Raw genomic sequence first — 13285 nt, forward strand, 5'->3', positions numbered from 1 at the left:
CGAAGGCAGCACAGGGCCGCGGCACCCCCGCGGCCCTTTCGCTGTCACCGGGCCCGCCATGCCGATTGAGCCGCCCGCGCCGCTGGCGTAGTCTGGCCGCATCCCGGCAGAGCGGAGCCCCCATGCCCCACCCGATCCGACGACCGGCCGCCCTGGCCCGCATGTTGACCCTCGCCGCGTGCCTCGCGCTGCCCGCGGCGCCCGCGCCCGCGCAGGGGATCGAGACCGCGCTGAAGCTGGGCAGCTTCATCCTCGACCTGCGCCGGCAATCGCGCGAGGAGGACGCGGCCGAAGAGGCCGCCGACCGGCTCGACGCGCGACTGGGCGAGGTGATCGAGGCTCAGATTTCCCGGCCGGACCTCTCGGGCCTGCTCGACGCGCGGCTCGATGCCTTGGAGCTGCGGCGCCTGCACCGCACCGTGCAGGGGGCCGTGCTGCGGCTGGACAATTGCGCGGCGGCCCCCGCGCTCTGCGCCGACGACCTGCCCGAGATCGACCGCATCCTGCGGCAGGTCGCCTCCGAGATCGCGGCCTCTCCGGCGAGCGACATCACGCTGGGCCTGCTGGAACGTGCGCGCAGCGCCCATCTGCGCCTCGCCCGTCTGCAGGACGCCGACCCCGCGCGGATCGGCTTTCTGCAGGACAGCTACGCGCGCTATTTCGGCACGCTCGCCTCGACGGCCAACCGGTCGGCCTATGATACCGCCCGCCAGGACCTGCTGCGGCCGCTCGCCGCGCTGATCGACGTGCCGCAGACCGCGCTGGAGCTGTCGGCCCAGACCGATCTGCAGACGGCGCTGGCCGAGCTGGTGTCCGAGCAGGGCTCGCCGATCCTGCTCAGCGGCCTGCGGCGGTATTTCGACGGCAACGTCCGGTTCATGGATGCGACGACGGGGGCGGGCAGCCACGTGGTTCGCTTCAACTGCCGGCTGAACCGCAGCCGGCTGGCGTTTCTGGACGGCCGCGTCGCGCCGCGGCTGCACATGGCCAAGCTGCGCGACCTTGTAGAGGACGAGGACGACCGGGTCGTGTCAGGCGCCCCGGCCCCGGGCGACCCCTACGAGCTGATCTGGCTGGCCGTCGGGCTGAGCCTGACCGACGGCGGTGCGCGGATCGAGGCGGCCGAGCAGGCGCTGGTCGACGATGCCGCGGGCACCTTCACGCTGCCCTACGGCGGCGAGTTCTACACCTTCGGCAGCCGCACGGAACCGGCGTCGGTTCCGGTCATGGGGGCGGCCATCGACGCGCAGATCCTCGACCGGCTCGGCGTGTTTCCCTGGACGGGCAGGGGGCCCTGCCTGCTGACCGACGGTCTGGTGCTGGAAGACCCGCGCGACGGTCTGTCGGAGCTGGAGGCCGCGCTGCAGGCGCATTTCGAGAAGGCCGAGACCATCGTCGCCGCGCTGGTGCAGCTGGAAAACCTGCGCCGCCTCGCGGGGGCGCTGGCCGAAGGCTGACCCGGGGGGCGGCCCCTCAGACCAGGCGCGAGGTCTCGACCGCGGCGCGCACGAAATCGGCGAACAGCGGATGCGGCGCGAAGGGTTTCGATTTCAGCTCGGGGTGGAACTGCACGCCGATGAACCAGGGATGATCGGCCCATTCGACGATCTCGGGCAACCGACCATCCGGGCTCATGCCGGAAAACTTCAGCCCGGCATCCTCCAGCTTTTCGCGATACTTGATGTCGACCTCGTAGCGGTGCCGGTGCCGTTCCTCGATGGCCGTCCCGCCGTAGATGCCGGCAACCCGCGATCCCCCGGCGAGCGTCGCGTCATAGGCGCCCAGGCGCATGGTGCCGCCCTTGTCGTCATCGCTCCTGCGCTCGACCCGGTGGTTGCCCTGGATCCATTCCTTGAGGTGATAGACCACCGGCTCGAACCGCTTCTTGCCGGCCTCGTGGTCGAATTCCTCGGACCCGGCGGTGGCGACGCCGGCCACGTTGCGCGCCGCCTCGATCACCGCCATCTGCATCCCCAGGCAGATGCCCAGGTAGGGGATCTTGCGCTCGCGGGCAAAGCGGGCGGCGCTGATCTTGCCTTCGGTGCCGCGCTCGCCGAAGCCGCCGGGGACCAGGATCGCGTGGAAACCTTCCAGGTGCGGCGAGGGGTCCTCGCGCTCGAAAAGCTCGGCATCCACCCATTCCACCGCGACCTTCACGCGGTTGGCCATGCCGCCATGGGTCAGCGCCTCGCGGATCGACTTGTAGGCGTCCTCCAGCTGCACGTATTTGCCGACGATGGCGATCTTGACCTCGCCCTCGGGGTTCTCGATCCGGTCGGCCACGTCATACCAGCGGTCGAGGTTGGGCTTGGGCGCCGGAGAGATGTTGAAGGCGTCGAGCACCGCCTGGTCCAGCCCCTCGCGGTGATAGGCCAGGGGCGCCTCGTAGATCGACTTCAGGTCGTAGGCCGGCACCACGGCGTCCTTGCGCACGTTGCAGAACAGCGCGATCTTCTCGCGCTCCTTCTGCGGGATCGGATGCTCGGACCGGCAGACGAGGATGTCGGGCGCGATCCCGATGCTCTGCAATTCCTTGACCGAGTGCTGCGTCGGCTTGGTCTTCAGCTCGCCCGAGGCGGCAAGGTAGGGCAGCAGGGTCAGGTGCATGAAGATGCACTGCCCGCGCGGCTGGTCGTGGCTGAACTGTCGGATCGCCTCGAAGAAGGGCAAGCCCTCGATGTCGCCCACCGTGCCGCCGATCTCGCAGAGCATGAAATCGACCTCGTCCTCGCCGATCGAGATGAAGTCCTTGATCTCGTTGGTGACGTGCGGAATGACCTGGATCGTCTTGCCGAGGTAGTCGCCGCGGCGCTCCTTCTCCAGCACGTTGGAATAGATCCGCCCGGACGAGACGGAATCGGTCCTGCGGGCGGCCACGCCGGTGAAGCGCTCGTAATGGCCGAGGTCGAGGTCGGTCTCGGCCCCGTCGTCGGTCACGAAGACCTCGCCATGCTCGAACGGCGACATCGTGCCGGGATCGACGTTGAGGTAGGGGTCAAGCTTGCGCAGCCGGACGGTGAAGCCCCGCGCCTGCAACAGCGCCCCCAGCGCCGCGGATGCCAGCCCCTTGCCAAGCGAAGAGACCACACCGCCGGTGATGAAGACGAAACGCGCCATAGAGGGCTTCTCCCGTGAACCTGCCTGCCTGTCGGGCACCGCGAATGCGGGCCGGCCAATAAGAGCGCCGGGCGGGCCCGGTACGCTGTATCACGGGATTAGAGAATAACAGCATTCGTCCCGCCCCCGCAACCGCCGACGCAACATGATGTGAACCTTGCGGCTGGGGCGCCCAGCATCTCGTGGGCGCGAAGACCGTCAGTCGGCCTGCGGCACCAGGCCGCCATCGGCGCCTCCGCCGGGCGGCAGAAGGCCGGTTCCGTCCGAGCCCGGCAGGGCCGGAGCCTCCCCCTCGGTGGGGACCGGCTGCGCCGAGATCCGGTCGAGGACCGAACCGCCCGTGCTGTTGGTGGCCGCGATGATCGTCAGCGCGATCGAGGTGCAGATGAACGCGATCGCCAGCCCCCATGTGACCTTGCCCAGGGCCGTGCCGGCCGAGCGGCCCGACATCGTGCCGCCGCCGCCGCCCATGCCCAGGCCGCCGCCTTCGGAGCGCTGCATCAGCACGACACCGATCAGCGTCAGCGCGAGAAGAAGATGGACGACAAGGACGACGGTTTCCATGGAGGGATCCTGCTCTTTCCGGAACGGGGCGTATCTAGAGCCTGCGCGGCCCCGCTGCAACCCCCAGCGGCCGGGTCATTCGTCCACGTCGTCCATGTCGATCTGGCCCGACAGCCGCTTGCGGATGATCGACCACGACAGCCCGATCCCCAGCACCAGGCTCAGGGCAAAGAGGCCGATCCAGGTGTTGGCGGTCGGGTTCTGGAAACTGATCCAGCCAAGATCCCAGACCACCCAAAGGATCGCGGCCACGAAGGCGATCACCAGCACCATGCCGAACAGGCCGATCGACCGCAGTGTGGCGCGCACATAGATGATGTAGCCCACCATCAGCACAAGCCCCAGCAGCACCGCGATGGAGGCATTCGTCTGCCAGTTCGCCCCCGCCCAGCGGATGAAATTCCACGGCGTGGGGTTGTAGGTCACGGCAAGCAGGACGAAGGCGAAAAGCCAGCGTAGAACGAAACTCATGGGGCAGGCTCCTGTCAGTTGCCCTCGCTTTGGCCGATCCGGGGGCGCCCTGTCCAGACCTGAGGCCGGAAATAGCGGTTTCGCCGGCAAATCCTCTCGGATATAGCGAGCCGCGTTTGACAAGAGCAAAGGACCGGACATGGCCAATGTCGTCGTCGTGGGCGCCCAGTGGGGCGACGAGGGAAAGGGCAAGATCGTCGATTGGCTCTCAGAGCGGGCCGACGTGATCGCGCGGTTTCAGGGCGGGCACAATGCCGGCCACACGCTGGTGATCGACGGCAAGGTCTACAAGCTGCACGCCCTGCCCTCGGGCGTGGTGCGCGGCGGCAAGATGTCGGTGATCGGCAACGGCGTGGTGCTTGACCCCTGGCACCTTGTCCAGGAGATAGAGACCGTGCGGGCGCAGGGCGTCGAGATCAGCCCCGAGACGCTGATGATCGCCGAGAACACGCCCCTGATCCTGCCGTTCCACGGAGAGCTCGACCGCGCCCGCGAGGGGCAGAATTCCGTCGCCAAGATCGGCACCACCGGCCGCGGCATCGGCCCCGCCTACGAGGACAAGGTCGGCCGCCGGGTGATCCGCGTGGCGGACCTGGCCGACGCGGCGACGCTGGAGCTTCGGGTGGACCGCGCACTCGTGCATCACAACGCCCTGCGCGCGGGGCTGGGGCTGGAGCCGGTGGACCGCGCCGACCTGCTGGCCAGGCTGCGGGCGGTGGCGGCCGAGATCCTGCCCTATGCCAAACCCGTCTGGAAGCTGATGAACGAGGCCCGCAAGGCTGGCAAGCGCATCCTCTTCGAAGGCGCGCAGGGGGCGCTGCTCGACATCGATTTCGGCACCTACCCCTACGTGACTTCGTCCAACGTGATCGCCGGCCAGGCCGCGACCGGCACCGGGATCGGACCGGGCAGCATTGATTTCGTGCTGGGCATCGTCAAGGCCTACACCACCCGCGTCGGCGAGGGCCCGTTCCCTACGGAATTGTTCGATGACGACGGCGAGACCCTGGGCCAGCGCGGCCACGAATTCGGCACCACCACGGGCCGCAAGCGCCGCTGTGGCTGGTTCGATGCCTGTCTGGTGCGCCAGACCTGCGCGATCTCGGGCATGTCCGGCATCGCGCTGACAAAGCTCGACGTGCTGGACGGGTTCGAGACGCTCAAGATCTGCGTCGGCTACGACCTCGACGGCGCCCGGCTGGACTACCTGCCCACCGCCGCCGATCAGCAGGCCCGGGTCGTCCCGGTCTACGAAACCATCGACGGCTGGTCCGAAAGCACCGCCGGCGCCCGCTCCTGGGCCGAGCTTCCCGCGCAGGCGATCAAATACGTCCGCCGCATCGAAGAACTGATCCAGTGCCCGGTGACGCTCGTATCCACCTCACCCGAGCGCGAGGACACGATCCTCGTCACCGACCCGTTCCAGGACTGATTCCCCCATGGCCCTCACGCAGAAGCAGAAGAAACGCTGGTCTCTCGTGATCCTGCTGGTCGGGATGCCTGTCTACGTGGTGGTTGCGGTCACCATCCTCAACCTTCTGGGCCGTCCGCCGATCTGGGTGGAGCTTCTGGTCTACCTGGTGCTCGGCCTGCTCTGGGCGGTTCCGTTCAAGTCGGTCTTCATGGGCGTGGGCCGGGGCGATCCTGACGAAGAGATCGACGACCGGGGCTGACGCCGCGCCTCCGGCGCTCGGCCCGGTATCGGCCCATTATTGGCCCAGTATCGGTCCGGTCTCAGCCCGGTATCGGCCCGAGAAGGTGCCCAGCTTCGGGACGCCACGCTCAAGGTCGCGCGGCCACGATGTAGCGGCGCCGCGGACATCGGGCCGGGCAATTCGGCGCAGACTGCGAAGAGGGGCGGCGACGCGCCGGTCGCCGCCCTTGCGGGGCAGATGCTGCCGGCGGACATGGGTTCAGGTGCCCGAAGCGGCCTGCTGGGGCTTGAAGCGGGTCTGCGGCGAGACCTGGAACCTGCCGTTGCGCACTTTCTGGATGCGGCCCTGGCGCAGCAGGGTGCCAAAGGCGCGCAGCCCGTCCTCGCGGCTGAAGGCCTGGGGCAGGATCGACTGCACCATCTTCATGATCTGCGGGCGCGAGACGTCGCCCTCGTGTTCGACGAAGGCGGCATAGGCGGCCGCCGCTTCGAGCATGTCGCTCAGGCCCACGGCGCCGGTGTCGGCGGCGAACCGGGCGAAACGCTCCGAAAGGTCGGTCTCGTTTTCCTGCCGCGGCTCGGCGGCGCCGGTCTGGACGCGGCGCGGCATGACGGGCCGGACCGGCGTGCTTTCACGGGCGGTCTCGGCAGGCGGCACATCGACCCTTTGCGAGGCCACCAGCTTGAGTGGCGCGGGACGCGGCCGGTCGGAGCGGACCACGGGCCGCGCGGTCCGCCGGGGGCGCACGACCTGCTCCAGATCCTCGCGGAACATGTTCTCCTCATCCTCGGTGCCGTCGTCCTCGCCCAGCTGGCGGGCCGCCTCGGTCGCGGCGACCGCGGCCTTGAGGTGGGCGATCGCCTCGCGGCGGCGGTTGCCCTCGGGCTCCTGCAACTGGGCGTCGGTCTCGGTAAGGATGCGCGACATCCCGGCCTCGTCCGCCTCGGGCGCGCCGGCGAGCAGGGCGGCGCGGTTGCGGCGGCGTATGGCGGGATCGTCCTCGGCGTGGGCCTCCTCTGCGGCGTCCGCCCCCGCTTCGGGCCGGGTGGCCTCGGCGACCCGGGCCTCGTCCTCGTCGTCGTCATCGATCGTGGCGGCCCCCGCACCCGTGGCGCCGTCGGCGGTGTTCAGGCGCTCGACCTCGGCCAACTCCTCCATCAGGTCGGCCTCGTCATCCTCCGACAGGGTGGACCCGGGTGCGTCCTGCTCCTGGCCGGCGACAACATGGTCTTCGAGGTCGTCGATCCCGTCGAGCCGGGCGAGATCGGTCTGGTCGGCCTCGTCGTCCGTCTCCAGCAGCGGCTCGGCCACGTCGGTGGTCCCTAGCTCTTGTGCGTCCTGTTCTGCCTCGGCGGCCTGCTGCGCTTCGAACTCGCTGCGCTTCATCCGCACGACGCGGGCCCGGATCGGGGCGGCCGAGGACGATTCCTCGGGCGTTTCCTGCGCTTCGGGCTCGGCCGGGGCGGTGTCGGCGGTCCCGGATGCCTCTTCGGCGTGATCGTCCTCCGCGGCGGTTGCCGGCTCTTCGGACAGCATGTCGTTCTGGGCCAGGATCGAGTCCAGCACAGCGTTGCGGGGCATCTCCGCCGCGGGCGGTGCGTTGTCCTCGTCCTCGTCGTCGTCGATATCCGCCGCGGCGGGGGCGTTGCGGCCGACGACCGCACGGATTCGGGCCAGTTTCGAGGCCACGGAGTCGTGTTCGTCCTCGGCCGTGGGCATTGGCATGACGGAGGCTGCGGCCTCCTTCGCAGGTTCGGCCGGCTCGGCGGGCTGGTCGGTCGCTTCCTCGCGGGTGGGCTCGTCCCGAGCGGCAGCCTCTTCACGGGCCGCGGCCCGTTGGGCCCGGCGCAGGCGGCGGCGCTCGCGCCGCTCGGCGAGGGACAGTTCGGACCAGGGCCGCTTGTCGGCCTCGGCAGCGGCGCTCTCCGCCGCTCCGGCCTCGGTTGTCCCGGCAGCCGTCTCGTCCTCGTCCTGATCGGCAGCGGTCTGAGCGTACTCTGCCTCGGTGGCATCCGCGCCGGTTTCGTCGGTGTCGCCGGTGTCGTCCGACAAGGCCGGATCCTCGGCATCGGAGCCGCCAAGGGCCTCGTCGACCTCGTCCGCAGGCTCCGTCTCGGCGGCTTCCTTCGGTGCTTCCTCGGCGACCACGGACTCGTCCGCCTCGGCAGTCTCCCGCGGGGCGGCGTCTTCCGCAGCCTCGCTCTCGGTGACCTCGGCTGCTTGCTCGGGTTCGGGCTGTTCCGCGATCTCGGTGTCGTCAGCTTCCGCAGGTGCGGTGTCCTCGGATGTCTCGGGCGCGGTCTGGGTCTCGGTTTCGGTCGCGTCGGCAGGCTCGTCGGCCTCGTCGGTTTCCGTGGGCCTGTCGTCCTCTGCGGATTCCGCCTCGGCCTCGGCGCCGGGCATGGCGGCGGCGATTGCGGAGGCCATGGCCTCGGTGTCGGGATCCGTGCCGTCCGCGTCGGCCTCGGCCGAGGGGTCAGCGGTCCCGTCAGCCTCTGCCCCGGGTGCGGTGGGGACCGGGGTGGAGGCGACATCCTCGTCCTGCGCTTCCGGCGATTGCGGTGCGGCAGGGGATAGGGGGCTTTCGGCCGTGGCGGTGCCGGTGGCCCCGGTGGCGGCAAGGGCTGCCGGGCGCAGGACGTATCCGCCCCGCTCCATCCGCGCTTCGACGCGCCGCTCTATGTCGCGCTCGGCGATCCGGGCGAGCATCTCGGGGTCGGGCGTCGGCGGTTCTGCCCCGAAGTAGCGATCGTCCGCGGCCAGATCCCGGAAATACTCCGCGATCGCCTTCATCGTGTCGAAGGCATCGTCGAATCCTTCCAGGGTGCACGAGAAGGTGCCGTATGAAACTGTAAGAATCTTACTCGGCTCAGCCATTCTGGTACTCGCTTTCTCTCTCACCCAGCGACACTCTGTCTAACATGAACTGGTTCCAAATACGGAACAGGATGAAGTTTAAGGCGGGATTATTTCGTGACCACATTGAGGAATGTTGCCCCAATTGGAGTAAATTTGCAGTGAATGGCGCGATTGTTCTGTCAGATGCGCCGGTGACGCTGATCGGCGGGGGCGTGACCGGGCCGGAGGATCTTGCGCTGGCGCGGGCCCATGCACCGCGCCTTGTGGCGGCCGATGGCGGCGGGGACAGCGCCCTTGCGGCGGGCTGCCGACCCGAGGCCGTCATCGGCGACATGGATTCCCTGTCGCCCGCCGGCCGGGACGCGCTGGCGGAGGTGCTGCATCCGGTTTCCGAGCAGGAGACGACGGATTTCGACAAGGCCCTCTGCGCCATCGACGCGCCGCTGGTGCTGGCCGTGGGGATGACGGGGGGGCGGATCGACCACGATCTCGCGGCGTTCAACGTGCTGGTGCGCCGGGCGGCGCGGCGCTGCGTGGTGATCGGTGCCGAGAGCCTGGTGTTTCTCGCCCCGCCGGTGCTGGAACTGGACGTGCCGGTGGGCTCTCTGGTGTCGCTCTTTCCCATGGGGCCGGTGACGGGGCGCTCGGAGGGGCTGGAATGGCCGATCGACGGGCTGGGCTTCGCCCCCTGGGGGCGGAGCGGGACGTCGAACGCGGCCAGCGGTCCGGTGCGGCTGGAATTCTCGGATCCGCGGATGCTGGTCATCCTGCCGCGGGAGGCGCTGGCCGACGTGGTGGAGGCGCTGGGGGCGCAGGGGAGCGGCTGGCCGGGGTGACGCCCCGGCAGCGTCGGACCGGTTGGGGCGCGGACCGGGGCGGGGGTGTCAGGCGCGGGAGGCGATCTCTGTCCCCGCGGCATGGGCGGAGGCCCAGGCCCATTGGAAGTTGTAGCCCCCCAGCCAGCCGGTCACGTCCACGCATTCGCCGATGAAGAACAGCCCCGGCAGGGCCTTGGCCTCCATCGTCCGGGAGGAGAGGGCCCCGGTCGACACGCCGCCCAGGGTGACCTCGGCGGTGCGATAGCCCTCGGTCCCCGAGGGGCGCAGGGTCCAGCGGTGCAGGTGCTCGGCGATGGCGTCGATCCGGGCGCTGGCCAGTTCGGCGAGCCGGGTGGTCGCGGGCAGGTCGGGGGCGAGGCTCTCGGCCAGGCGTTTGGGAAGCTGGCGGGTGAGCCAGGTGCCCAGCTGCGACTTTCCGGCCTGGCGCTTGGCCTCGGCGAGGGCCTGCGCCGCGTCGGTGCCGGGCAGAAGATCGAGCGTGATGTCCTGCCCCTCCTGCCAGTAGGAGGAGATCTGCAGCATCGCCGGGCCCGAGAGGCCGCGGTGGGTGAAGAGCATGGCCTCTTCGAAGGCGGTGCCGTTCGCCGCGGCCCGGACCGGCAGCGACAGGCCGGAAAGGGGCGCGAAGCGTCCGTCGGCGAACGTGAAGGGGACGAGGCCGGCCCGGGTCTCGGTCACCGGCAGGCCGAACTGGCCGGCGAGGGCATAGGCGCGGCCGGTGGCGCCCATCTTCGGGATCGACTTGCCGCCGGTCGCGACCACGAGATGGCGGGCAAGGACGGTCACCGGCTTGCCGTGGCGGGTCAGTTCCACCCGGTAGTGGGTTCCGTCATGGGCGACCGCGCCGACCTCGGTCTCGAGCCAGAGGTCGGCGTCCCGGGCGAGGCCCAGCAGCATCGCGATGATCTCGCGGGCCGAGCTGTCGCAGAAGAGCTGGCCGAGGGTCTTTTCGTGGTAGGCGATGCCGTGGCCCTCGACCAGCGCCAGGAAATCCTGCGGCGTGTAGCGGGCCAGGGCCGACTTGGCGAAATGCGGGTTTTCCGAGAGGAAGGCCCGGGCGGTGGTGCGCAGGTTGGTGAAGTTGCAGCGGCCGCCACCCGAGATCCGGACCTTTCGGCAGGCGCCTTCGCGTGGTCGACCACCAGCGTGCCCGGCCCCGCGTGGGCAGCGCAGAAGAGGCCGGCCGCGCCGGCGCCGAGGATGAGCGTGGTGACCTGCATCGCCATCAGGTGCCTTCATTCGGACCCGCGCACAAGGGGGCGGCGGGTCTGCCCTGGTGCAAAGGGGGGCGGATCTGGCCCCGCGTGTCGGGGCCGCGGGTCCGACGTGGTCCGGCTGCGGCGCCTTTTGCGGCCGTGGGCGCCTCCGGCGGGAGTTTTCTGGCCAAGATGAATGGGGAGGGCCGGGGGTATGGCAGCGATTCGCTTTGGTCTGGCCTGACGGGGCGAAACAGGGTAGGCTGGCGGTCAGACCCGGGAATAACCCGGGCGGGCAGAGGCAATCGGCAGAGATCCCATGACGGAAATGGTGCATGGAACGATCCCCGTCGCGGCGGGCGATCCTGTTCTTCCGCGGTGGTGGCGGACAATCGACAAATGGACGATGTCCTGCATCCTGATCCTGTTCGGGATCGGGCTGCTGCTGGGCTTTGCCGCATCGCCGCCGCTGGCGGCGCGCAACAATCTCGCGCCGTTCTATTATGTCAGCAAGCAGTTCAGCTTCGGCATGGTGGCGATCGCGGTCATGCTGGCCTTCTCGATGATGTCGCCGGTCATGGTCCGCCGGCTTGCGGTGGTCGGCTTCGTGCTGGCCTTCGTGGCGCTGGTCTTGTTGCCGGTGATCGGAACCGACCATGGCAAGGGCGCGGTGCGCTGGCATTCCATCGGCGGGTTTTCGTTTCAGCCGTCGGAATTCCTCAAGCCCGGGTTCGTGGTCGTCGCGGCCTGGTTCATGGCCGCGAGCCAGGAGCTGGGCGGGCCGCCGGGGCGCAGCTATTCGCTCGCGCTGACCATCGTGATCGTCGCCTTCCTCGCCATGCAGCCGGATTTCGGCCAGGCCTGTCTTGTGCTTTTTGCCTGGGGCGTGATGTATTTCGTCGCCGGCGCCCCGCTGGCCCTGCTTATGGGGCTGGCCGGCGCGGCGATCGGCGCGGGTGCCGTCGCCTATGACCAGTCCGAGCATTTCGCCCGCCGGATCGACGGGTTCCTGAGCCCCGATGTCGATCCGCGCACCCAGCTCGGCTATGCCTCCAACGCGATCCGGGAGGGCGGCTTTTTCGGCACCGGCGTGGGCGAGGGGACGGTGAAGCTGTCGCTGCCCGATGCGCATACGGATTTCATCATCGCCGTCGCGGCCGAGGAATACGGCCTGATCCTCGTGCTGATCATCATCGCGCTCTATGTCATGGTGGTCGTGCGCTCGCTCGCGCGGCTGATGCGGGAGCGCGATCCGTTCATCCGCTTTGCCGGCACAGGCCTTGCCTGCGTCTTCGGCGTGCAGGCGATGATCAACATGGGGGTTGCCGTGCGGCTGTTGCCGGCCAAGGGGATGACGCTGCCGTTCGTGTCCTACGGTGGCTCGTCCGTGATCGCCTCGGGGATTGCGGTGGGGATGCTTTTGGCGTTTACGCGCACCCGCCCGCAGGGCGAGCTTGGGGACATTCTGATGCGAAAGGGCCGGTAGATGGCGGCGCCTCTGTTGATCATCGCCGCGGGCGGCACCGGCGGGCACATGTTCCCCGCGCAGGCGCTGGCCGAGACGATGCTGGCACGAGGCTGGCGGGTGAAGCTGTCGACGGATGCGCGCGGGGCGCGCTATTCGGGCGGCTTTCCCGAGGCCGTGGCGCAGGAGGTGATCTCTTCGGCCACCTTCGCGCGGGGCGGGCCGCTGGCCAAGCTCTCGGTGCCGTTCCGGGTGCTGGGCGGCGCGATCTCGGCCCGGCGGTCCATGCGGCGGGACCGGCCGGCGGTCGTCGCAGGCTTCGGCGGCTATCCGACGATCCCCGCGCTGTCGGCGGCGCTGACCCTCGGCGTGCCGACCATGATCCACGAGCAGAACGGCGTGCTGGGCAAGGTCAACAAGCTCTTCGCCAAGCGGGTCACCAAGGTGGCCTGCGGCACCTGGCCCACGGTCCTGCCCGAGGGGGTGGAGGCCGAGCATGTGGGCAACCCCGTGCGCTCGGCGATCCTGGACCGGGCGAGCGCCGGCTACATCGCGCCCGGCGACTACCCGATGTCAGTGCTGGTGATCGGCGGCTCGCAAGGCGCCCGGATCCTGAGCGACATCGTCCCGCCCGCGCTGTCGTCGCTGCCGCGCGAGATCCGCCGCCATGTCCGGGTCAGCCACCAGGCCCGCGAGGAAGACGTGGAGCGGGTGGCGAAATACTACTACGAGGAAGGCATCAACGCCGATGTGGAGACCTTCTTTACCGACATCCCCGAGCGGATGACCGAGGCGCAACTGGTGATCGCGCGGGCCGGGGCCTCGACCATCGCCGATCTGTCGGTGATCGGCCGGCCGGCGATCCTGATCCCCTATCCCCATGCCGCCGAGGACCACCAGACCGCCAACGCCCGGGGGCTGGTGCAGGCGGGCGCCGCGATCCTGATCCCCGAGAGCCGGCTGGAGGTCGACGCCCTGGCCGAGCAGGTGGCGCTGATCCTGGGCGACCCGGACGGCGCCGCGCAGATGTCGCGGGCGGCCCAGGCCTTCGGCAAGCCGGACGCGACAGAGCATCTGGCCGCCATCGTCGAGGGGCTGGCAGACGAGAGAGGACAGTAA

Annotated in this window: 10 protein-coding genes and 1 pseudogene; 6 read left to right on the forward strand and 5 right to left on the reverse strand. The window is 69.5% G+C overall.

What is annotated here, in order from left to right; all coding sequences use genetic code 11:
* The first annotated feature begins 122 nt into the window (after positions 1 to 122).
* Entirely contained in the window at positions 123 to 1457 is a 1335-nt protein-coding gene (locus ROA7023_RS07500) for a hypothetical protein (protein ID WP_085878404.1), read from the forward strand.
* Between the two features lie 16 nt (positions 1458 to 1473).
* Here ROA7023_RS07500 and pyrG read toward each other — a convergent pair whose 3' ends face one another.
* The 3 genes from pyrG to ROA7023_RS07515 form a co-directional block, all read right to left on the reverse strand.
* The gene (pyrG, locus tag ROA7023_RS07505) at positions 1474 to 3117 is read right to left on the reverse strand and encodes a CTP synthase (RefSeq protein ID WP_085878405.1); all 1644 of its coding nucleotides are present in this window, start codon (positions 3115 to 3117) and stop codon (positions 1474 to 1476) included.
* A 198-nt stretch (positions 3118 to 3315) separates the two neighbouring features.
* Positions 3316 to 3681 carry a preprotein translocase subunit SecG gene (gene secG / locus ROA7023_RS07510; protein ID WP_085878406.1) on the reverse strand — a complete coding sequence of 122 codons (366 nt, stop codon included), beginning with the start codon at positions 3679 to 3681 and terminating at the stop codon, positions 3316 to 3318.
* Between the two features lie 75 nt (positions 3682 to 3756).
* Entirely contained in the window at positions 3757 to 4152 is a 396-nt protein-coding gene (locus ROA7023_RS07515) for a DUF6524 family protein (RefSeq protein WP_085878407.1), read from the reverse strand.
* Positions 4153 to 4291: 139 nt separating this feature from the next.
* On the opposite strand from ROA7023_RS07515, the gene ROA7023_RS07520 reads away from it, so the two are divergent.
* Entirely contained in the window at positions 4292 to 5584 is a 1293-nt protein-coding gene (locus ROA7023_RS07520) for an adenylosuccinate synthase (RefSeq protein WP_085878408.1), read from the forward strand.
* A 7-nt stretch (positions 5585 to 5591) separates the two neighbouring features.
* On the forward strand, positions 5592 to 5825 hold the full coding sequence (locus ROA7023_RS07525) for a DUF2842 domain-containing protein (RefSeq protein WP_085878409.1): 234 nt from the start codon (positions 5592 to 5594) through the stop codon (positions 5823 to 5825).
* Between the two features lie 240 nt (positions 5826 to 6065).
* On the opposite strand, the gene ROA7023_RS07530 is transcribed toward ROA7023_RS07525, so the two are convergent.
* Positions 6066 to 8684: a hypothetical protein gene (locus ROA7023_RS07530; protein WP_143535472.1), complete on the reverse strand. Its 2619-nt coding sequence runs from the start codon at positions 8682 to 8684 to the stop codon at positions 6066 to 6068.
* Between the two features lie 140 nt (positions 8685 to 8824).
* Between ROA7023_RS07530 and ROA7023_RS07535 the strand changes: the two genes are divergently transcribed.
* Positions 8825 to 9502, forward strand: coding sequence for a thiamine diphosphokinase (locus tag ROA7023_RS07535; protein ID WP_234992080.1), 678 nt, complete (start codon positions 8825 to 8827; stop codon positions 9500 to 9502).
* 48 nt (positions 9503 to 9550) lie between these two features.
* Here the strand turns inward: ROA7023_RS07535 and ROA7023_RS07540 are convergent.
* Positions 9551 to 10725: pseudogene (locus tag ROA7023_RS07540) on the reverse strand (BaiN/RdsA family NAD(P)/FAD-dependent oxidoreductase).
* Between the two features lie 295 nt (positions 10726 to 11020).
* On the opposite strand from ROA7023_RS07540, the gene ftsW reads away from it, so the two are divergent.
* Positions 11021 to 12187, forward strand: coding sequence for a putative lipid II flippase FtsW (ftsW, locus tag ROA7023_RS07545; protein WP_085878412.1), 1167 nt, complete (start codon positions 11021 to 11023; stop codon positions 12185 to 12187).
* Complete coding sequence (gene murG / locus ROA7023_RS07550) at positions 12188 to 13285, forward strand: undecaprenyldiphospho-muramoylpentapeptide beta-N-acetylglucosaminyltransferase (RefSeq protein ID WP_085878413.1); 1098 nt, start codon at positions 12188 to 12190, stop codon at positions 13283 to 13285. It begins immediately after the preceding gene.

It is taken from the genome of Roseisalinus antarcticus (assembly GCF_900172355.1).
GTDB lineage: Bacteria > Pseudomonadota > Alphaproteobacteria > Rhodobacterales > Rhodobacteraceae > Oceanicola > Oceanicola antarcticus_A.

Bases quoted from the DNA above. Each gene is read 5' to 3' on its own strand.
- ROA7023_RS07525 (WP_085878409.1), top strand. From the start codon at position 5,592: ATGGCCCTCACGCAGAAGCAGAAGAAACGCTGGTCTCTCGTGATCCTG.
- ROA7023_RS07500 (WP_085878404.1), top strand. From the start codon at position 123: ATGCCCCACCCGATCCGACGACCGGCCGCCCTGGCCCGCATGTTGACC.
- pyrG (WP_085878405.1), bottom strand. From the start codon at position 3,117: ATGGCGCGTTTCGTCTTCATCACCGGCGGTGTGGTCTCTTCGCTTGGC.
- secG (WP_085878406.1), bottom strand. From the start codon at position 3,681: ATGGAAACCGTCGTCCTTGTCGTCCATCTTCTTCTCGCGCTGACGCTG.
- ROA7023_RS07515 (WP_085878407.1), bottom strand. From the start codon at position 4,152: ATGAGTTTCGTTCTACGCTGGCTTTTCGCCTTCGTCCTGCTTGCCGTG.
- ftsW (WP_085878412.1), top strand. From the start codon at position 11,021: ATGACGGAAATGGTGCATGGAACGATCCCCGTCGCGGCGGGCGATCCT.
- ROA7023_RS07530 (WP_143535472.1), bottom strand. From the start codon at position 8,684: ATGGCTGAGCCGAGTAAGATTCTTACAGTTTCATACGGCACCTTCTCG.
- ROA7023_RS07520 (WP_085878408.1), top strand. From the start codon at position 4,292: ATGGCCAATGTCGTCGTCGTGGGCGCCCAGTGGGGCGACGAGGGAAAG.
- murG (WP_085878413.1), top strand. From the start codon at position 12,188: ATGGCGGCGCCTCTGTTGATCATCGCCGCGGGCGGCACCGGCGGGCAC.